The organism is Roseburia inulinivorans DSM 16841, from assembly GCF_000174195.1.
Taxonomy (GTDB): Bacteria; Bacillota; Clostridia; order Lachnospirales; family Lachnospiraceae; genus Roseburia; species Roseburia inulinivorans.
On the sequence record NZ_ACFY01000156.1, the window covers coordinates 38,881 to 58,818 of the forward strand.

At 41.2% G+C, this 19,938-nt stretch carries 15 protein-coding genes, 1 other RNA gene, 1 pseudogene and 1 other annotated feature; of the genes and pseudogenes, 5 read left to right on the top strand and 12 right to left on the bottom strand.

The genetic code is table 11. The features are described 5' to 3' along the window. Positions 1-4: 4 nt before the first annotated feature. From pheT to ROSEINA2194_RS16725, 7 genes are all read right to left on the bottom strand, one after another. The gene (pheT, locus tag ROSEINA2194_RS16700) at positions 5-2,422 is read right to left on the bottom strand and encodes a phenylalanine--tRNA ligase subunit beta (RefSeq protein ID WP_009860855.1); all 2,418 of its coding nucleotides are present in this window, start codon (positions 2,420-2,422) and stop codon (positions 5-7) included. 272 nt (positions 2,423-2,694) lie between these two features. Further along, the gene (gene pheS / locus ROSEINA2194_RS16705; RefSeq protein WP_044928641.1) at positions 2,695-3,717 is read right to left on the bottom strand and encodes a phenylalanine--tRNA ligase subunit alpha; all 1,023 of its coding nucleotides are present in this window, start codon (positions 3,715-3,717) and stop codon (positions 2,695-2,697) included. Between the two features lie 295 nt (positions 3,718-4,012). Then, positions 4,013-4,253: a binding site (T-box leader), on the bottom strand. Positions 4,254-4,311: 58 nt separating this feature from the next. Then, entirely contained in the window at positions 4,312-5,169 is an 858-nt protein-coding gene (locus ROSEINA2194_RS16710; protein ID WP_044928650.1) for a YihY/virulence factor BrkB family protein, read from the bottom strand. A gap of 27 nt (positions 5,170-5,196) precedes the next feature. Continuing rightward, complete coding sequence (locus ROSEINA2194_RS16715; protein ID WP_009860858.1) at positions 5,197-5,889, bottom strand: DUF8618 domain-containing protein; 693 nt, start codon at positions 5,887-5,889, stop codon at positions 5,197-5,199. Next, on the bottom strand, positions 5,838-7,433 hold the full coding sequence (locus tag ROSEINA2194_RS16720; RefSeq protein WP_044928645.1) for a SpoIID/LytB domain-containing protein: 1,596 nt from the start codon (positions 7,431-7,433) through the stop codon (positions 5,838-5,840). Before ROSEINA2194_RS16720 ends, ROSEINA2194_RS16715 begins: the two co-directional genes overlap by 52 nt. Positions 7,434-7,694: 261 nt before the next feature. Further along, positions 7,695-7,887, bottom strand: a non-coding RNA gene (ssrS, locus tag ROSEINA2194_RS20680) — 6S RNA. Between the two features lie 138 nt (positions 7,888-8,025). Continuing rightward, positions 8,026-8,463: a cytidine deaminase gene (locus ROSEINA2194_RS16725; RefSeq protein ID WP_118579283.1), complete on the bottom strand. Its 438-nt coding sequence runs from the start codon at positions 8,461-8,463 to the stop codon at positions 8,026-8,028. Positions 8,464-8,680: 217 nt separating this feature from the next. Between ROSEINA2194_RS16725 and ROSEINA2194_RS16730 the strand changes: the two genes are divergently transcribed. Further along, on the top strand, positions 8,681-10,048 hold the full coding sequence (locus tag ROSEINA2194_RS16730) for a citrate/2-methylcitrate synthase (protein WP_009860861.1): 1,368 nt from the start codon (positions 8,681-8,683) through the stop codon (positions 10,046-10,048). 87 nt (positions 10,049-10,135) lie between these two features. Here ROSEINA2194_RS16730 and ROSEINA2194_RS16735 read toward each other — a convergent pair whose 3' ends face one another. Then, the gene (locus tag ROSEINA2194_RS16735; protein WP_009860862.1) at positions 10,136-10,477 is read right to left on the bottom strand and encodes a hypothetical protein; all 342 of its coding nucleotides are present in this window, start codon (positions 10,475-10,477) and stop codon (positions 10,136-10,138) included. Between the two features lie 293 nt (positions 10,478-10,770). Between ROSEINA2194_RS16735 and ROSEINA2194_RS16740 the strand changes: the two genes are divergently transcribed. After that, positions 10,771-11,067 carry a response regulator gene (locus ROSEINA2194_RS16740; RefSeq protein ID WP_009860863.1) on the top strand — a complete coding sequence of 99 codons (297 nt, stop codon included), beginning with the start codon at positions 10,771-10,773 and terminating at the stop codon, positions 11,065-11,067. A gap of 3 nt (positions 11,068-11,070) precedes the next feature. Continuing rightward, on the top strand, positions 11,071-11,958 hold the full coding sequence (locus tag ROSEINA2194_RS16745) for a chemotaxis protein CheX (protein ID WP_009860864.1): 888 nt from the start codon (positions 11,071-11,073) through the stop codon (positions 11,956-11,958). Between the two features lie 128 nt (positions 11,959-12,086). Here ROSEINA2194_RS16745 and thrC read toward each other — a convergent pair whose 3' ends face one another. Beyond that, positions 12,087-13,580: a threonine synthase gene (thrC, locus tag ROSEINA2194_RS16750; protein ID WP_021923119.1), complete on the bottom strand. Its 1,494-nt coding sequence runs from the start codon at positions 13,578-13,580 to the stop codon at positions 12,087-12,089. Between the two features lie 70 nt (positions 13,581-13,650). Then, the gene (locus ROSEINA2194_RS16755; RefSeq protein WP_021923120.1) at positions 13,651-15,450 is read right to left on the bottom strand and encodes a methyl-accepting chemotaxis protein; all 1,800 of its coding nucleotides are present in this window, start codon (positions 15,448-15,450) and stop codon (positions 13,651-13,653) included. A gap of 280 nt (positions 15,451-15,730) precedes the next feature. Between ROSEINA2194_RS16755 and ROSEINA2194_RS16760 the strand changes: the two genes are divergently transcribed. After that, the gene (locus tag ROSEINA2194_RS16760) at positions 15,731-16,528 is read left to right on the top strand and encodes a hypothetical protein (RefSeq protein WP_009860867.1); all 798 of its coding nucleotides are present in this window, start codon (positions 15,731-15,733) and stop codon (positions 16,526-16,528) included. A gap of 109 nt (positions 16,529-16,637) precedes the next feature. Here ROSEINA2194_RS16760 and leuD read toward each other — a convergent pair whose 3' ends face one another. Then, on the bottom strand, positions 16,638-17,126 hold the full coding sequence (gene leuD, locus ROSEINA2194_RS16765; protein WP_009860868.1) for a 3-isopropylmalate dehydratase small subunit: 489 nt from the start codon (positions 17,124-17,126) through the stop codon (positions 16,638-16,640). A gap of 135 nt (positions 17,127-17,261) precedes the next feature. Further along, positions 17,262-18,524, bottom strand: a complete 1,263-nt coding sequence (gene leuC / locus ROSEINA2194_RS16770; protein WP_021923122.1) for a 3-isopropylmalate dehydratase large subunit — start codon at positions 18,522-18,524, stop codon at positions 17,262-17,264. Between the two features lie 385 nt (positions 18,525-18,909). On the opposite strand from leuC, the pseudogene ROSEINA2194_RS23695 reads away from it, so the two are divergent. Further along, positions 18,910-19,804: pseudogene (locus tag ROSEINA2194_RS23695) on the top strand (LysR family transcriptional regulator). Positions 19,805-19,938: the final 134 nt, after the last annotated feature.

Here is a 19,938-nt window from a genome sequence, read left to right on the forward strand (position 1 = left end):
CATATTATGCACGAAGCCTGATATCAAGTGTTTTCTCTAAGTTCTTTAAGATTTTCTTGACAAAACCTTCCACTCTTTCCGTTGTGAATTCTTCGTCAGCCGGAGTAAATACAACTGAGAATGCCATGCTCTTCTTATCCGGTCCAAGCTGGATTCCTTCGTAGACATCGAATAATGTTACATCTGTGACATAATCGCAGGCCTCTTTGATACCATTTTCAATCTGCGCACAGGTGATGTTTTTGTCTACCACAAATGCGAAATCACGTTTTTCTTCTGCATATTTTGGCAACGGAGTAAAGATCTGCTCTTTTCCATACCATTTTTTCAGGGATGCAAGATCAATCTCCATGACGTAAGCCGGTACACGCATATCAAGTTCATCCATGATCTCGTAAGAAACCTTTCCAAGATATCCGACTTTCTCACCCTCACAGAAAATCTCTGCTGTCTGATATGGATGAAGGAATGTATTCTCGGCTGCCTCGTATGTGAATGTAATATTCAGTGCATCTGCAACCGTCTCTGCAAATCCTTTTAATGTGTAGAAAGATTCCTTCTCGCCAAATAATCCAACGCACAGTGTCTCTCTCTCATCCGGATACTCCGTAAGTGGGAGATCTTTTGGAATAAATACATTTCCAAGTTCGAAGATTCTTCCCTCTAAAATTGCTTTTTTCTGGTTTCTTGCCATCGCATGGATCATCTGCGGTGCAAGTGTAGTTCTCATCAGTGAAAGATCAATATTAATTGGATTGATCAGACGGATTGCATGTCTCTCTTTTGCATCTTCCGGCAGTCTTAACAGATCCAGATCAGACGGTGAGAAGAAGGAGTAATGAATTCCCTCATAAGCTCCTGCTGCACAGAGTGCACGTTTGATTTTAAGTTCTGTCTTCTGTTTTAAGTTTAATCCACCTAATGTCACTTTCGCAGTCGGCATAAAGGTTGGGATTACATGCTCATAGCCATACATACGGATCACTTCCTCCGCCACATCCGGGTAAGAATCCATATCTTCACGGTAAGCAGGAATCTGCAATGTCAGCTCATCACCGTTGATGACCGGTGCAAAATTTAAAGCAGTAAGAATACGAACGATGTCAGCATCTGGGACTTCGATTCCAAGAACCCCATTGACACGTTTTACACTTACTTTCATCTCTTTTGGCTCGATGGAGTTTCCGGTAGACACTTCAATGTGTGTGGAAGAAACTTTACCACAGCCTAACTCCTCTACTAAATGAAGAGCACGTTTCATTGCCATAACAGTTGTGTATTCGTAAACACCCTTTGCATACATTGCGCTGGAATCAGAGGACTGTCCCAGTGCCCTGGAGCTTTTACGGATGTTGTCGCGGGCAAATTTTGCAGCCTCGAACATCACTTCTTTTGTGGTGTCCTGGATTTCAGAATTCAAACCACCCATAATACCTGCCAGTGCAACCGGTTTTTTACCGTCACAGATGACAAGATTTGAATTATTTAATTCAAATTCTTTTTCGTCTAATGTTGTGATCTTCTCGCCATCATCTGCACGTCTGACATTAATCTCGTCACCCTCTAAATATGCATAGTCGAATGCATGCATCGGCTGACCTAACTCTTTTAGGACGTAGTTTGTGATATCTACGATATTGGAGATACCACCGATTCCGACTAATGCCAGTCTTCTTCTCATCCATGCAGGAGATTCCTTGATCTCAACATCATGAACATAGTGTGCGATATATCTCGGGCAGAGATCTTTCGCAGAAACAGTTACATGGAAATCCTTCTTTACATCTGTCTCTGTGAAATCAAGTGCAGGCTCTTTGCATTCTTTTCCGAGAACGGCTGCTACTTCTCTTGCGATACCGTAAATACTCTGGCAGTCAGGACGGTTTGCGGTGATCGCAATGTCAAAAATCCAGTCATCCATTCCAAGGATCGGTTTTACGTCTGCTCCAACTCTGGCATCTTCCGGTAACACAAGTAATCCGTTGTATCCTGCGCCCGGATATAAATCTTCGTTTAATCCAAGCTCTGTTCCGGAACAAAGCATACCAAAGGATTCATATCCGCGGAGCTTGCCTTTTTTAATTGTCATCACACCTTCGATCGTGACATGGTCTTTTGCAGTTGCATAAACTGTTGCGCCTACGAGTGCGAGTGGGAATTTGCCGCCTGCATGGACATTGTCTGCTCCACAGCAGATCTGGAAGGTTCCGTGCTCACCGGCATTTACCTGACATAAGCTTAAGTGTGTGTCAGGAATTGGCTCGCATGTCTCAACCAGACCTACAACAACGCCGCTTACATCTTTTCCAACTTCAATCAGTTCCTCAACTTCAAATCCACAGGAAAAAAGTTTTTCCTCTAACTCCTTTGGAGTAACATCTATATCTACATAATCTTTTAACCAGCTTAATGGTGCTAACATGATAAGTCTCCTTTTCTTTTATCTCTATCTAGATAATTGCGAAACTCCTCATATTCTGCTTTCAATTGTTCAAAATTAACAAAAACATTCAAGACACGCTCCCGCTATGTGTCACTCGCAACGGTACTAAGAAGCCAGGCACAACTTACAGTTGTACCTACCTTCTAAGAACCGGCGGTTCCCCAATGTCTTTCATGTCTTTTGTTAATTTTTCACAATTCAATTTACACTTTCATGAGTTTCGCAATTATCTATATCTCTATCTGTTTGTCTTAGTCATCGATCTGTTTTAATACACGCATATCGGACTCAAACAGTAATTTGATGTTGTTGATACCATATTTTAACATTGCGATACGCTCAATACCGATACCGAATGCAAAGCCACTGTACTCATTGGTATCAATTCCACAACCCTCTAAAACTTTATTGTTAACAACACCTGCTCCTAATACTTCGATCCATCCTGTACCTTTGCAGAGTTTGCATCCGCATCCGCCACACTGGAAACAGCTTACATCAACTTCTACGGAAGGCTCTGTGAATGGGAAGTAGGATGGACGAAGACGTGTGGTCGTCTCTTTTCCGAAAATCTTCTTTACAAGTTCATCTAACATTCCCTTTAAGTCGCAGAGTGTAATTCCCTTATCTACCACAAGACCTTCCATCTGTGTAAACATCGGGGAATGTGTTGCATCATCATCGGAACGGAATACCTTACCAGGGGAAATAATCTTGATTGGTGGTTTCTTTGCTTCCATAACATGTATCTGTCCTGCAGATGTCTGGGTACGGAGCAGGAATTCCGGTGAGAGGTAGAAAGTATCCTGCATGTCTCTTGCCGGATGATCCTGAGGTGTATTCAAAGCTGTGAAGTTATAGTAATCTGTCTCAATCTCTGTTCCCTCATAAACTTCAAATCCCATAGAGGCAAAAATATCAATGAGCTGGTTACGGACCTGTGTCACCGGGTGCATATTTCCTTTTTCATGCTTCACTGCCGGCATCGTAACATCGATTTTCTCTGCTTCATATCTTTTCTTTAAGGCATCTGCCTCTAATTTTTTCATTTTCTCTTCGAGAATTGTCTCGATTGCAGAACGTGTATCGTTTACCCACTGTCCTACTTTTGGTCTGTCTTCAGGTGCTACATCTTTCATTCCTTTTAATACTGCTGTAAGTTCACCTTTTTTGCCAAGCACTGCCTGTCTGACTTCGTTCAGACGCTCTAATCCGTCAGATCCCTCGATCTCTGCAATTGCTTTCTCTCTGATCTGCTGCAATTTGTCTTTCATTTTCATTTCTCCTTTTTCATAAACATCTTTCTAGATAATTGCGAAACTCCTCATAACTTCTCTAAATTGTTCAAAATTAACAAAATTTTCGAAAACACGCTCTCGCTACGTGTCGCTGGTAACGGTACTAAGAAGCCAGTCACGATTGACATCGCACCTGCCTTCTAAGAACCGACCGCTCCCCAGTGTTTTCTCAAGCTTTTATTAATTTTTCACAATTCAATTTAGGTTTTTATGAGTTTCGCAATTGTCTATAAACATCTTTCAGGACATAAAAAAGGAACCATCCTCCCTTAGTAGGGACGAATGATTCCGCGGTACCACCCTGATTCTTCTCTTCTTTATCCGAAGAAAAGCACTTTGTAGATACGTAACGTGTATCAGGCGTCATCTGCTATTTACAAGATCTCCTGCGTTCACAAATGCGGCTCCTGTGTGAAATTCGATTCCTATCTTACCTTAAGCTGGCTCTCAGCCGGTGACCCGCTCTCTCTTTAAAAAGTATAGTGCTCTACTGACACATTCACAGCCTTTTCCTATTTCTGATGCCCATGATCAGCATCAAATTCAATTGCTATTCTATCACAGGGTTTTCTAAAACTCAACCCCTTTTTTCTTTGTCCGGTCACGCTTAAGCCATTTGCGGAAACTTTCATTGAAGATCACGTTCACTTCTGCACTCATCATCATAATATACATGCAAAAATAAAGCCAGAGCATGATCAATGCGATGGTTGTCAGACTGCCATACATAGAAAATCCATTAAAGTAATCCACATAAATGGACAAAGCAAACGAAAACACATACCACGCCACCGCGCAGATCGCTGCGCCCGGAATCTGGCTTTTAAACGTCAGTTTTTTGTTTGGCAGCATGGTAAAAATAATATCAAAAAATACAAATAAAATTCCAAAAAGCACAAAGCCACGAAGTCTTACGATCAGATCCGTCAGACTCTGCAATAGCGGAATATACTCTACCGCAAGATCATGCAGCGTATTTCCAAAGACCAGGACAACCAGTGTAAATACAACTGCAAACAAAAATACGATCGTATAGACGATTGCCCAGAGTCTTAACACAAACCAGTTTCGGTTTTCCTCCAGGTCATTGACCGAATTCAGTCCATCTGTCATATACTGGATTCCCTTGGCAGCAGACCAGATTGCCACGATCGCCGTAATGGAGATGATTCCAACCGAACGGTTATATACTTCATCCGTGATTGAAATCAAAAAAGCTGAAATGTAATCTGGCAATGCAGTCTGATACATTTTTAACAAAGTCCCCTCCGTGATCGGTGTGTATTGAAGAAGGGAAGAAAACACCATCAAAAATGGAATTGTCGATAATATAATAAAAAATGCCGACTGGGCAGAATATGCATTGATCTTATCCCGCTTACATTTATCAAAAAAAGATTTTCCGTTTCCGATAATCTTCCAAATCAATTTTCTTTCCTCCATTGTTACTGCAATTTATTCATCATCCTGATTCGCAAATTCACTTTTTTCTGTCAGACTGGTAATCGAGACATCTTTATAGAAGAAATGCAAAATATCTTGATAATTCATCCCGGTTTTTGCCAGACCATTGGCACCATTCTGGCTCATGCCAAGTCCGTGTCCGTAACCTCCGCCATATAGAGTGTATGTTTCGTCTGCTTCGTTCACAAGACTGGCAAACGCACTTGGCAGAATCGTCACCTCAGCACTCTCACTTCCATCCTGATACGCAATGTTTGCCGCGCCAAGTCCTAGTACTTTACGAATATTATACTCGGAAAAAACTTTTACCATACCATGTTCATAGGAAAGCCGTAACGTCAGGATGGAACCTGACGCACTCCGTTTCTCCACTTCGATGCCTTTCAGCTTTCCAAAATCTGCCATGGAGTCCGTCTCATTTTTACCATTAGATTCATAATATATCACGTTCCTTGGAGAAATGGAATGCCTGTTTTCCAAAATTTGCCGGATTCCGGCTTCTTTTCCGTTAAAATCCGCCTGTGCACTCCAGCGATAATACTTGATCTCACTGTCAAATCCTGTCTGTGGTTTCCGGATATAATCTAAAAATGTTTTCTCATCTGACAGATCAATATCTGTCTCCGGCGTATTTAAGCATACTTTTTCAGGTACCCATAGTTTTCCATCTCTTCCGGATTCCATACCTCTGCGGTGTCCGTGTAACCCATAGACGTCGAGAAATAATATGCTTCGATTACTTCGTCCGCATAAGTCATTACCTCATGTTTTGTCTCCTCCACCGCCTGTCTGGATGCCTCGCCCGCCTCTACTTTATTATAAACCTGATAGGACGTACTGTCGTTGATATGCGCTCCGAAAGCCGCCAGATCTGCCCTCATAAGCTGAATATAGGCATAGCTTCTCGCACAGACTGCCTGCGCCTTTAATGCCTCTTTTTCATAGGTAGATGGCATCTCACTTGGAACCACTGCAGTAAGATAAGTTTCAAACGGAACACTGTTCACAACGGTGTAGCCCTCCTCGTAACGGCGCACCTCCACACTGCCGGAATATCCGTTTGAGATGGTATTTCCCGCTTCATCACACAGAAAAATCTTTCCATTTTCCGTTGCAGGCTGAATGGAAAATGTATCATCACGTTCTGTAAACCACGTACTTACATCAAGCAGCGTTCCCGCCGCATAGTCCGACACAGTTTCACCAAACTTAATACTTGCATCCACATCTGCTTTCAGATAAACTGCGGAGCGGAATCTTCCACCATCGTCTGCCAGTAACAGAACCCGGATATTTTCGATTACTGCCGGTGTCCTGATCAAAATTGCACAGACTTCTTCTTCCCCGATCACATAGGATACTTCCATGTTTCCGAGAACCACTTTCGAAATCGAACTCTCCGTGACATCTTCCCCTTCTAAAAGTTCATAAACCGGGATCTTCCCGGTATGGGAGATTCTTCCATAGCCTTCAATCTCTATCGTATTTTCATCATAGGACAATAATTTTCCACCGATCTCCTGTTCTTTTTTTCGCACGATCTGGAGCTTTCCATTTGAAAAAACAAGATCCGCCACGCCTTCTGTCACATCTTTTTCCGATGCATCCATTGTAATCTCATATTCTGCACCACCGGATAAAAAAGTAAGTGTTCCATCTTCGACAGCCTTGATATAAGTATTATATACCTCTGCTTCCTCTTCACTGATTCCCGCAATTCCAACACATTTACCATCCAGCAAATACAATCGGTAATTATCCCATGCTGTGAGAAAATGTTGTCCAAACTTTGATGGATAATCCCCCTCATTTGTGACCAGAATGCATCCGCTGTCCGATTCAATCACATCCATCAGCAACAGATCCTGTGTTGTAACTGTTTTTTCATCATCTAGATAAGCAAGGATTTCTGTATAAACAGCGTTCCACTCCCCGCGGTCTAGCGCAGCGTTCTCACTTTTCTCTGGAAGTTGTATGTAATCCTTTAATCCAAGAAACTCTAAAATTTCGCTGGCAGCCTTTTTTGTCAGATACTCCTGTTTCTGTAACAATATCTGCTCCCAGTCCATCTCCTTATATATAGAAAAAGACAGTTCATCCTGCACCTCTTCTACCGGAACATAATGCTCTGAATAAACGTCTTTATGATACCCTTTTTTCGTTCCTGCCAATAGCATGCCGCACAATATGAGTAACAAAATGACAAGCAGTCCGATTTTTCTTTTCAAACGCACTTTCCCCCTCACGCACTACCTAAAAAGAAGCTGCTTTCTAAGAAAGCAGCTTCTCGCTTTTGTATCTTCTGTTTTATTCTCGTGTGTATCTTCTATCTTCATTGGTACTTTTATGATTCTTTTGTGTCTCAAAAATGCTTTTGTACTTTCGGAATCTTTTGTACCTCACTATAAATCTTCTGTGTCTTGTGAACGCTTTTGTGTCTTCAAAACTTCTTCTGTACTTTATAAATTCTTTCGTACATTCTATCTTTTGTAATACCCAAAATGCCGTTTCCTACAATTTTGACTCCTAGCCAACGCTAGGTGGGTAACCTCAATCAAGCTTTTGCCTTCCCCCGCCGCCGTAGCGAATTACTGAGGCCTGGCATCCAATTGAAAATGTTGGAATCCCGTTTAAAGTAAATGTAGGTTCAAAATAGTAGGGTGTCGCACATCCCAGGCTGTTTTTTGATAGTCTTATTATACTTTAATGTTCCCTGATTCACAAGCAAAAATTAATGCCGGAACGTAAAAAATACTACCAAAATTACTACTATTTTCTTGTAGTTTTATCCATTGACAAAATGGCAAAAACATGTTCCACCTAGTAAACTCTGGCTTTTTCTATATCGTCCTTTGTGAATGCACCCGGAAACAATTCCCCAAGCGTATACTCCCGATATTCTCCATTCTTTTTGGAAACAAAAATTCGAAACGTATCCGGCTCGCAGAATTCTGCCATGACCTGTCTGCACACACCGCACGGATACAGATAATCGTCTCCATCTCCATTGATCGCAATTGCTGCAAACTCACGCTCTCCCTCATAGACTGCCTTAAAAAATGCTGTACGCTCCGCACAGTTTGTCGGAGAATATCCTGCGTTTTCAATATTGCATCCCTGATAAACCTTACCGCTTTTTGTTAGAAGTGCCGCTCCAACCCGAAAATGGGAATATGGGACATACGCATGCTCCTTTGCCTCCATAGCTGCTTTTATTAACTCTTCCGCTTCCATCCTGTCAAACTCCTGTTTTTCCATTTTTATACTGTTTTTTCCAACAAACGACATATTATTTACATTTTTTATTGTAATCTAATATCTCCTGAAAGTATAGGAATAATTAAGAAGTTTCATGTTTATATGTAAACTTTTTCTAAAAATTTTTAAATTTTTTAAATTTGGAACAATTTTCTTGTATTAATTTTAGTACATATGCTATTATAAGTTAACGTGATAAATTGAAGGAGGGCTTTAAATGACAAAAAATAATCCATTTTGTGAGATAACACCGGAGTTAGAGCATCTGTCTGAGTTAAGTGCCAAATGTTCTGTCATTGATCCGGAATTATATAGCAAATACGACGTAAAACGCGGGCTGCGTGACATAAACGGTAAAGGTGTGCTCGTTGGACTGACCGAGATTTCTGATGTATGTTCGACAAAGATCGTGGACGGAGTATCCCAGCCGGCAGACGGCGAACTCTATTACCGCGGCTATAATGTAAAAGATATTATTGCCGGAATTGACGAGAACAGCCATTTCGGATTTGAGGAATGTACCTATCTTCTTCTGTTTGGCAGTCTTCCAACAAAAGACGAACTAAAAGAATTCACTAACATGCTGAGCAAATACCGCACACTGCCTACCAGTTTTGTACGTGACATCATCATGAAAGCGCCAAGCAGGGATATGATGAACACCCTTGCGCGGAGTGTGTTGACACTTTACTCCTACGATGACAGGGCGGATGATATTTCTCTTCCAAATGTATTGAGACAATGTCTTCAGTTGATCAGTTTATTCCCATTGCTTTCTGTTTACGGTTATCAGGCATATAAGCATTATCACGATGGTGCCAGCTTATTTATCCATCCTCCAAAAGAAGAATATTCTACTGCAGAAAATATTTTACATATTCTCCGCGCTGACAGTAAATTCACACCACTGGAAGCGAAATTGTTAGATACCGCCCTGATCTTGCATATGGAGCACGGTGGTGGTAACAACTCCACATTCACCACGCATCTGGTATCTTCCTCCGGAACCGATACCTATTCCGCGATTGCAGCCTCTTTAGGTTCCTTAAAAGGACCGAAACACGGTGGTGCCAATATCAAAGTTGTAAAAATGTTTGATGATATGAAAAAACAGGTGAAAGACTGGTCAAACGAGGATGAGATTGCAGATTATCTGACAAAATTGTTGCATAAAGAAGCATTCGACCACGCTGGTCTAATTTATGGTATGGGACATGCGGTTTACTCACTTTCCGATCCACGAGCTGTTATTTTCCGCTCTTTCGTAGAAAAACTCTCCGAAGAAAAGGGCTATGAAAAAGAATTCAAACTCTATGCAACGGTCGAGCGGCTTGCCCCTGAGATCATTGCAAAAGAACGTAAGATCTACAAGGGTGTCAGTCCAAACGTTGACTTTTACAGCGGCTTCGCCTACAGCATGTTAGGACTCCCGGTAGAACTTTACACACCGATTTTTGCCATTGCACGAATCTCCGGCTGGAGTGCACACCGTCTTGAGGAAGTGGCACACAGTGGCAAGATCATGCGTCCTGCATACAAGAATGTTGGCGAACGAAAAGCTTATGTTCCTATGGAGGAACGTTAAAATAAGAAAACAGTTGCCACTGGGAACACACCGGATATTACCGGTTCCGGTCTGTTTCCATGACAACTGTTTTTTATGTAACTCATATTATAAATGTAAAAACTTTTCTCTCGCTTTCGCCAATGAATTCTGAAACCAGATGAAAGCTGCAAGGAAAATGATCACTTCCAGGATACTTGCTTTTCCAATCGGCATAACGGTCTCATTTAAGACTCCAAGAACCCCAACAATCAATACCAGCGCACCAAACAACATCTCCCGCCAATACAAAAATTCAATGAATCCCTTTGTATCTTTCACTTTTTTTAACTCTTCCTGTGCCAGTACCATGGAATTAATCTTACCACTCTTCTTCATCTGAAGTGCTGACCATATCATATAGGCACCGAATAACGCAACCACCACGTTAAATACAAGCATTACATCCATCTTCTTTTACCCTTCCATTTCTGATTTTACATAATTTTACAAAGATGCACTCATTATAATCTCTCCATCCTTAAGATTCAAGAACAAAATCAATCCATATTTTGCGTTTTTTCGAGAAAAAACAACACGAATTTTGTATATTACAATTGCATGCCCATTTTTTTTAGTGTAAAATAGGTTCTATAAACAAATTAGGAAAAGGGGATTTACTATGAGACTAGACAATGCAAAAATTCTTATTAGTGATGATTCCATACTTGCACGAAAGCAGTTAAAAGATTTTATTTCAAAATATGGTACACCAACTTTTTTTCGAGGCATCCAACGGACAGGATGCAATTGATATCTATAAAAAGGAAAAGCCTGATTTATCTTTTCTTGATATCGTTATGCCAGTAAAAGATGGCAATGCAGCAATCCGTGAAATTATTGATTTTGACAAAGATGCAGAAATCATTATCGTTTCTTCTGTCGGAACACAGTCACAGCTGCGTTCCGCCATTGAAGCCGGTGCAAAGGATTTTATCCAGAAACCTTTAAATCCAGAGCAGCTGCATAGCATCCTTACCTCAAGATTTGAAGGGAGATAAAATATGTACGCACAGTTTTTTGGAACATTTTTATTATCTCACAATGTAGTGACAAAAGATCAGCTGCTCAGTGCCCTTGGCAAAAAATCCTCCCAGCATATGAAGCTTGGCACTCTCGCCATTATGAAGGGATATATGACTGCAAATGAAGTAGATAATGTCATCATTTCACAGACACATAATGATTGTCGGTTTGGCGATTTAGCTGTCCGCGAGGGATATCTGACACAGGAACAGGTCGATGAACTTGTCAAGACACAGTATCCTGATTTTCTGTTATTAGGACAGACACTTGTAGATGAAGGTTATATTACGAATACGCAGCTGGAAACACTGATCGTTGATTATGAATCCGAAAATGAATTAACGGATTTAGATTACAGCAACGAAAAACAGGATAATCTTGACCGGATTCTTGCAAATTTCTTCCATACAACTGATGTAGCTGCAGACGAATACAATGCTTCCTATATGCGATTGCTGTTCAATGATCTGACGCGTTTTATCGGGGATGATTTCACTCCGCTGTGTTTTAACCCATGCAAAGAGTATCCTGTAAATTACTGTGTTTCGCAGACGATCCATGGCGATTTATCCGCTAAAGTTTATCTGGATATGCCTGAGACAACCTGTATCAGCTTTGCATCCAGATACGTAAATGAGGAATTTACAGAGTTTGATGAATACGTTCAGGCTTCTCTGGAAGATTTCTTAAATCTTCATAACGGATTATATAATGTGAATATTTCAAATACACTCGGAAAAGAATTAACATTAGAGGCTCCTGAAGTTGTTTCTGACGAATTGATTGAATTGTCCAGTTCATCTTATTTACTTCAGGTCATGTATCCGTTTGGTGTTGTTAATTTCATTTTTGAATTGAAGAAATAATAATGGAATTGTATCAATAGAAAATCAATTTTCAGGTCACAAAAATAAGGCTGCTGATAGTTTTATCAGACAGCCTTATTTTTTCTATTATCGTTTTAATAAGATACAAATGCTAAAAATCTGCACGATCATTTCACGTTCAAAAATTCTTTTACAACCTTTGGCATCTCATCCACTTCACATACGGTCTTATGTCTTACCTCTGCGGTACGGATCTCTTCGATGGCATTTGGAATCTTAACATTTCCAATTTTGCTCAGTTCGTCGACAAGTTCAAAATCTGTCATTGCATCATACTTCTTATCAATCGCATCCATCACGCTTCTTGTAAACTTGAACGGACTTGCAGTAGATGCGATCACGGTCTTGGTGTCCGTATCCTTTGTATCTTTTAAATACTTATGATATACACCTGTCGCAACTGCTGTATGAGTATCAATAATATAACCTGTCTTTTCGTATAAGTTCCGGATCTCTTCTGCTGTTTCTTCCTCACTTGTATAATTTCCATAGAAATCTGCAAGCTGTTCTTTCATTGCAGGCGTAATCTCATACTTTCCGTTTGTATTTAATGCTTTCATGAAATCCGCATTCTTTGCAGCATCATTTCCGGCAATACGGTAAATCAGACGCTCTAAGTTACTGGAAATCAGAATATCCATGGATGGAGAGCTTGTCAGCATAAATTCTCTGTTCTTATCATAAGTTCCGGTTGTGAAAAAGTCGTAAAGAACCTTATTCTCATTGGATGCACAGATCAATTTTGCAATTGGGATTCCCATATTCTTCGCATAAAATGCTGCCAGAATATTACCAAAGTTACCGGTTGGAACTACGACATTGATTCTCTCATCTTTTCCAATAACACCATTTGCATATAATTTTGCATATGCATATACATAATAGACAATCTGTGGCACCAGACGTCCAATATTGATGGAATTCGCGGAGGAGAACTGATAACCTGCAGCTGCTAATTCCGCTGCCATTTCTTTATCACCAAAAATCTTCTTCACACCAGTCTGTGCCTGGTCAAAGTTACCATGGATACCTACAACAAATGTATTATCGCCCTTCTGTGTCACCATCTGTTTTTCCTGAATTGGGCTGACACCGTTCTTTGGATAAAATACAATGATCTTTGTTCCCTTTACATCTGCGAATCCGGCTAATGCTGCTTTTCCGGTATCCCCGGAAGTAGCTGTCAGGATTACAATATCATTTTTCACCTGATTCTTTCTCGCTGATGTGATCATTAAATGTGGCAGGATGGATAATGCCATATCTTTAAAAGCAATCGTTGAGCCATGGAACAACTCCAGATAATACGCTCCGTCCGCCTGAACCAATGGTGCGATCTCTTCTGTATCAAACTTGCTGTCATAAGCTGCATTGATACAATTCTTTAATTCTTCCTCCGTGAAGTCTGTCAAAAACTTCTTCATAACTTCATAAGCTGTTTCCTGATAAGTCATTCCTGCAAGTTCATCTACCGTCTTATCCAATGTCGGAAGCTGTTCCGGAACAAATAATCCTCCGTCCTCTGCAAGTCCTTTTAAAATAGCCTGTGAAGCTGTCACTTTTTCATTTGCATTTCTGGTGCTTGTGTACATCAATTCCATTTTCACAATCCTCTTATCCTTTTTCTCTCTTTCGCTCATTATAGATAAAACGTTCTCTCATGTCAATGCATTAAAGCATTAAATTGTCCGAAATCCCCTGAAAACGATCTGATTCTGCTTTCAACTGGTCACTGATCTGCTGGTTTGTCTCCATTTTCTTCTTGACCTTATCCATGTTTTCTACAAGGATATCGGTATTTTCCGCAGCATTTGCGATTCCTTTCGCACTCTCCTCAATCGCCGTGGAAATATCCTCTACTGACTGTTTCATCACAAGGACAACCTCTTTCAGACTGTTTGCACGCTCCTCGAAGTGATCCATGGTACTATTGACATAAGTTGCATCGGTCCGGTACTGCTCGCCTGTTTTTACGAAGCTGTCATAATCCGGCATGATCGTATCATCAATATAGGTAACAAGCTGGTTTGCGCTGTCAGAAAGCTTTTCCACCGCATCTGTGACCTGTGCGTTGATACTCTGGATATTATTCGCTGTCTCTCTTGTGGAATCTGCAAGTTTCCGGATTTCATCTGCCACAACTGCAAATCCTTTTCCTGCCTCTCCCGCTCTTGCCGCCTCAATAGAAGCATTTAACGCGAGAAGGTTTGTCTGGCTGGATACGCTTAAGATTTCTTCCGTCAGTTCATTGACATGTCTGACACTGGTACTCTCCTCGATCGCTGACTTCAGCGACTCGATGATGCCGGCGATCATCCGGCTTGTATTTTCCTGATTGTTTACTGCCTTCTGTTTTAACTCTTCGGCACGCTCCTGCATAGTGGATGCATAATCATTCATTGCCTTCGAATCATCCGCAATGCTGATCACTTCATCATTTACATTTGAAATATTATCGGTCACGGTTGCAGCGGAAGAAGAAACCTCCTCCATCGTTGCAGAAAGTTCTTCCATAACAGCAGATACATCATAGGCATTCGTATTGGCTGTCTCCACACTCCTTCCGACATTCTGGACGACATCCCCTATCGCATTGGAGTTTGTTGCGATTTTTCCGAGAACTTCCTGTAAGGTGTCAAGGAACACATTCATACCGGATGCAAGTTCTGCGATCTCATCATTTCCCTTTACGGTCACACGTTTTGTCAGATCTGCATGACCGGACTGCATATCTTTGACGATCACTTTCAGTTCCTTTGACGTCTTCCTGATCGGACGAACTACTTTAAAGATCGTTATATACAACGATGCGATCAGACTCACAACAATAAGTCCGATAACGATCAGATTTGCATAATTTCCACTGTCATATACCGTACTCTGGTTTGCAACCACCCGGTCTACATCTGCATTGTAAAATTCAATATAAGACGCAAGTTCATCACTCAATTTATTTGCCGCTTTAAAAAGTTCAAGATTACAGTATTCCTGTGCCTGTGTCTTATTACCGTTCTCAATACTGTCCGTCACCTTCTGGTATGCATCCGTAAAGCCCTGATAATAAGCGGTGATATTCTTCACCCTGCTCTTCTCATCCTCTGTCACTGCCATCTGATCTAACTGTTCCAGCAGACTATTGATCTCTTCCTTGGTTGCTGCGCTCTGTTCGAGCATACTGGCACGGTCATTTGTCGACTTTGTCACACACATGCTGTAAGCAAGGATCTCCATTTCCTTAAATTTGTCCGAGATCTCATTCAACTGTGCTGTTTTTGTCATATAAACACTTGTGATCTCATTGCTCGCCTGATACATGGACTTTAAATTCCGATGTCCGATCACAGAAGATAAAATTGCAATGATCACAAGACAGATAACAGGGATCAAAACTTTCCGGCTCATCCGGCTCTGTAACTTTACGCCTCCTGCTTTTCCACTTTTCTTTTGTTTTCTGTTTGTTCTTTCGCTCATATCTGTTTTCCTCTTTTCAAATTCCAATTGCATTTTTGATCAGAAAATCACTTTGTAATATTATACCAAATTCTTACTTACGAAACAATATTTTACAGCATATCAAATTTATATTTTTACCATATTCTGAATCACTTTCTTACACAGCAAAACAGCAAGTGTTTTTCTGCTGAGCGAACAGTCACCATAATTTTCTTGTTCTTCCTGTTCTGTCATGTTAAAATAGCATATATCATCTCATAAGTGTAAAGTAATCATTTTATGGAAGGAAAACTATAACATGCAAACTGGAGTTTATTCTGCCCAAAAAAAGGACGGAACCGTCTATTATCGCGCGAACATTACATACCAGACAAAACACATCAGTCTCGGCAGCTTTTCATCGGAAGAAGATGCACACTCTGCCTATTTAGAAGCCTGTAACCTTTTGGAAAATGAAGCAGTCACACTTTTTAACATCCACAGTCAGATTCGCCATCTGTCCTTTGACAAAGCAGTATGTCTTTTAAACTTCCGGGATAATCATCTGTATTTTCATAACCCTATTTATCTGCGCAAAGGCTACTTCAGTTATTTTCTTTCCGATGATATGGAACTGAAATTCGACATTGATGATCTGTTTTATTATGCCGGTCATCGCATCCAGAAACGCCAGGGACATTTATTTGTAAGCGATTATGGCATGCAGTACTCCATTTTGTCCCGCTACGGGATCAAACCCTATGCAGTTACCGGCAGAGACTATCTGTTTTTTAACGGTGATACGCATGATTTCCGTTATTCCAACATTCTGAACATCAACCGTTATCATGGTGTTTACAGCTATGAGAAAAACGGATCCACACATTATAAGGTTTTTATCCATATTAACGGCAATTACAAAATCGGAAGCTATGCCAGCGAAGCCAGCGCTGCCGTTGCCTATAATAAAGCTGCCGATCTTGCAAAGGCTTGCGGTGTGACAAAGCAGTTCCCGGAGAACTATGTAGACACACTGGATCCAAGCGAATATGCTGACCTCTACAACCACGTAAAAATCTCAAAAAAATATACAGATTACCTGAAAACATTAGTTTAACCGCAATGCCTGAAAAACTTTTCAGCCACTGCGCCACATACAAAAAGACCGCCACACAAACCTGATCGTTTATGCAACAGTCCTCCTGTTTCTAAGTTGTATTTTGAAATTATTTCTGATTGATATAGTTGACCAGTCCTTCGCAGTCGATAATCTTCTGCATGAATGGCGGGAACGCCTGCCCCTGATAAGAAGTTCCTTTTGTCTTGTCGGTGATGACACCTGTATCAAAGTTCACTTCCACCTCATCACCTGCTTCAATCTCTTTTGCCGCATCCGGGCACTCGATGATCGGCAATCCGATGTTGATCGCATTCCGGTAAAAAATTCTCGCAAATGTCTCTGCAATGACACAGCTTACGCCTGCCGCTTTAATTGAAATCGGCGCATGTTCTCTGGAAGATCCACAGCCAAAATTTTTGTTGGCTACAATAATGTCTCCCTCTTTTACATTTTTCACAAAGTCCTTGTCAATGTCTTCCATACAGTGTGTTGCAAGTTCCTTCGGGTCTGAAGAATTCAAGTATCTTGCCGGAATAATAACATCTGTGTCGACATTGTCTCCATATTTAAATACATGACCACATGCTGCTTTCATATAATCCTCCTTGTTTTGCGAAGCAAAATGCGAACCCTCTGGTGAGCAGAGGATTTAGCCTCCCTTGTTTTGCGAAGCAAAATCCGAGCCTCTTTAGGCGAGGAGAGGATTTAGCCTCCTTTTGTCTCCCTTGTTTTACATAACCTCTTCCGGGCTGGAAATCTTACCTGTGATTGCACTTGCCGCTGCAACTGCCGGGCTCGCAAGATATACTTCCGAATCCACATGTCCCATACGACCTACAAAGTTCCGGTTTGTTGTGGACACACACCGTTCGCCTGCCGCAAGGATTCCCATATATCCTCCAAGACATGGTCCACAGGTTGGTGTGCTGACAACCGCTCCTGCCTCGATAAAGGTTCTTAACAGTCCCTCTTCCATTGCCTGCAGATAAATCTTTTGTGTTGCCGGAATCACGATTACGCGAAGTCCTTTTTTCACTTTCTTGCCTTTTAACACGGAAGCTGCAATCCTAAGATCATCCATACGGCCATTGGTACAGGAACCGATCACAACCTGATCAATTTTCACATCTCCGACTTCATCGATCGTTCTTGTATTTTCAGGTAAATGCGGAAATGAAACGGTTGGTTTTAAGGTGCTTAAATCAATCGTATATTCCGCATCATATTCCGCATCCTCATCTGCTTCATAAACAACGTAAGGACGTTTGGAATGTTCTTCCATGTACTGTTTTGCAAGGTCATCCACAGGGAAAATACCGTTCTTTCCACCTGCTTCGATCGCCATATTTGCAATTGTAAAACGATCATCCATCGTCAGATACCGGATTCCATCACCCACAAATTCCATCGATTTGTAAAGTGCACCATCCACACCGATCATTCCGATAATATGTAAAATAATGTCTTTTCCGCTGATCCACGCAGCCGGTTTTCCGGTCAGATTAAACTTCATTGCAGACGGAACTTTAAACCATGCCTTTCCGGTTGCCATTCCTGCCGCCATATCCGTACTTCCGACACCGGTAGAGAATGCTCCAAGTGCTCCGTAAGTACAGGTATGGGAGTCTGCACCAATGATTACATCTCCTGCCACGGTAAGTCCTTTTTCCGGGAGCAGCGCATGTTCAATTCCCATCTCCCCTACATCAAAATAGTTGGTAATGTCATGTCTGCACGCAAATTCCCGCACGCATTTACAGTGCTCTGCTGATTTAATATCCTTGTTTGGAACAAAATGATCCAAAACCAGTGCTACTTTATCTTTATCAAACACACCGTCCACTTTCATCTTATCCATCTCATGGATAGCCACCGGTGATGTAATGTCATTTCCAAGAACTAAATCCAATTCTGCCTCGATCAACTGTCCTGCACTTACAGATGGAAGCCCTGCATGTGCCGCCAGGATTTTCTGCGTCATTGTCATTCCCATGATAAAATCCTCCTTCACGTAATTATTCCGATTCCCTGCTGTTATCATAAATCATCAAAACAATTACTCTGTTTATATTCCCGTGATATTCTCATTTCTCACGGTTCCTTTTACTTGTATTCATTGTAGCATAGGTAATATTATAATACAAATACATAATAAACATATTTACCATAACTATCTTTTATGATATAATATGCGTACGCAATGAGCAGTGCCAATCGGGAATATACAGACCGGACATGCTTGCATGGTAAGGTCTGTATATATCGAGAGTGATAGGGCGAATGCCCGTCAGCCAGAAAAATCTCTGATTTTTCTGGCATGCACTGCGGACAAAAACTCACTCAATAATACATTTATCAGATAACAAAAAGGAGTTTTTATGAATCAGAATTTATCCTCTTACCGTATTTTTTATACAGTTGCAAACACCGGAAATATCTCAAAGGCTGCAAAGGAGCTTTATATCAGCCAGCCTGCGATCAGCAAATCCATCCAGAAGCTGGAGGAAAGCGTTGGCTGCAAACTTTTTTCCAGAAGTTCCCGCGGCGTTGTTCTGACCGATGAGGGAAAACTGCTCTATGAGCATGTCAGTGAAGCGTTTGAGACCCTGACTATGGGCGAAGAAAAATTAAAACGTTCCATCGAGCTCGGTGTCGGACACTTAAAAATCGGTGTCAGCTCCACGCTCTGCAAATATCTGCTTCTGCCTTACCTGAAAGAATTTATCCGGCAGAACCCGCATATTTCCATTTCCATCTCCTGCCAGTCCACCAATGATACCTTAAAAACTGCTGGAAGATAACAAAATTGATATCGGTCTGATCGGGAAACCGGAAAATCTGAAAAATATTCATTTTGACTTTTTGGAGGAAATTGAAGACATTTTCGTTGCAGCCAAAGATTATCTGCGAAACCTGAAAGCAAGAGGGATTCAGAAAGATCATATTTTACAGAGTTCCACGCTCATGCTGCTTGATAAAAACAATATGACAAGACAGTACATTGATGATTATTTACAGGAAAATCAGATTATCATCAAAGATTCCATCGATATTTCTGACATGGATCTTCTGATCGATTTTGCCCGCATCGGTGTCGGTGTTGCATGTGTCATCAAGAACTTTGTCCGGGAAGATTTGGAAAACGGAACTCTCATGGAAATTCCACTTGGCTTTCCAATCCACAAACGTGAAGTCGGTTTTGCATACAAGACAACAACCAAGCCTTCTAAATCACTTGCGGAATTTATTCATTTTTACAAGACTTACCGGTAGGACGCTGATGCGTGCAAGCTTTAGCTTGCATAATTCTTCTGCGCATCAGTCGCATCCTTGTTGAGCATTTTTCTTGCATAGGAAGCAATTTCCTATGCAAGAAAAAACGCCGTGGCAGCTGCCACGGCATTTTT

Excerpts from the sequence above, each read along its gene's own strand:
- leuD (WP_009860868.1), bottom strand. The coding sequence starts at position 17,126 with ATGAAAGCAGCATGTGGTCATGTATTTAAATATGGAGACAATGTCGAC.
- ROSEINA2194_RS16735 (WP_009860862.1), bottom strand. The coding sequence starts at position 10,477 with ATGGATGTAATGCTTGTATTTAACGTGGTGGTTGCGTTATTCGGTGCC.
- pheS (WP_044928641.1), bottom strand. The coding sequence starts at position 3,717 with ATGAAAGACAAATTGCAGCAGATCAGAGAGAAAGCAATTGCAGAGATC.
- ROSEINA2194_RS16715 (WP_009860858.1), bottom strand. The coding sequence starts at position 5,889 with ATGGAATCCGGAAGAGATGGAAAACTATGGGTACCTGAAAAAGTATGC.
- thrC (WP_021923119.1), bottom strand. The coding sequence starts at position 13,580 with ATGGAATTGATGTACACAAGCACCAGAAATGCAAATGAAAAAGTGACA.
- ROSEINA2194_RS16760 (WP_009860867.1), top strand. The coding sequence starts at position 15,731 with ATGCAAACTGGAGTTTATTCTGCCCAAAAAAAGGACGGAACCGTCTAT.
- leuC (WP_021923122.1), bottom strand. The coding sequence starts at position 18,524 with ATGGGAATGACAATGACGCAGAAAATCCTGGCGGCACATGCAGGGCTT.
- pheT (WP_009860855.1), bottom strand. The coding sequence starts at position 2,422 with ATGTTAGCACCATTAAGCTGGTTAAAAGATTATGTAGATATAGATGTT.
- ROSEINA2194_RS16730 (WP_009860861.1), top strand. The coding sequence starts at position 8,681 with ATGACAAAAAATAATCCATTTTGTGAGATAACACCGGAGTTAGAGCAT.
- ROSEINA2194_RS16725 (WP_118579283.1), bottom strand. The coding sequence starts at position 8,463 with ATGGAAAAACAGGAGTTTGACAGGATGGAAGCGGAAGAGTTAATAAAA.
- ROSEINA2194_RS16740 (WP_009860863.1), top strand. The coding sequence starts at position 10,771 with ATGGTACACCAACTTTTTTTCGAGGCATCCAACGGACAGGATGCAATT.
- ROSEINA2194_RS16745 (WP_009860864.1), top strand. The coding sequence starts at position 11,071 with ATGTACGCACAGTTTTTTGGAACATTTTTATTATCTCACAATGTAGTG.
- ROSEINA2194_RS16755 (WP_021923120.1), bottom strand. The coding sequence starts at position 15,450 with ATGAGCGAAAGAACAAACAGAAAACAAAAGAAAAGTGGAAAAGCAGGA.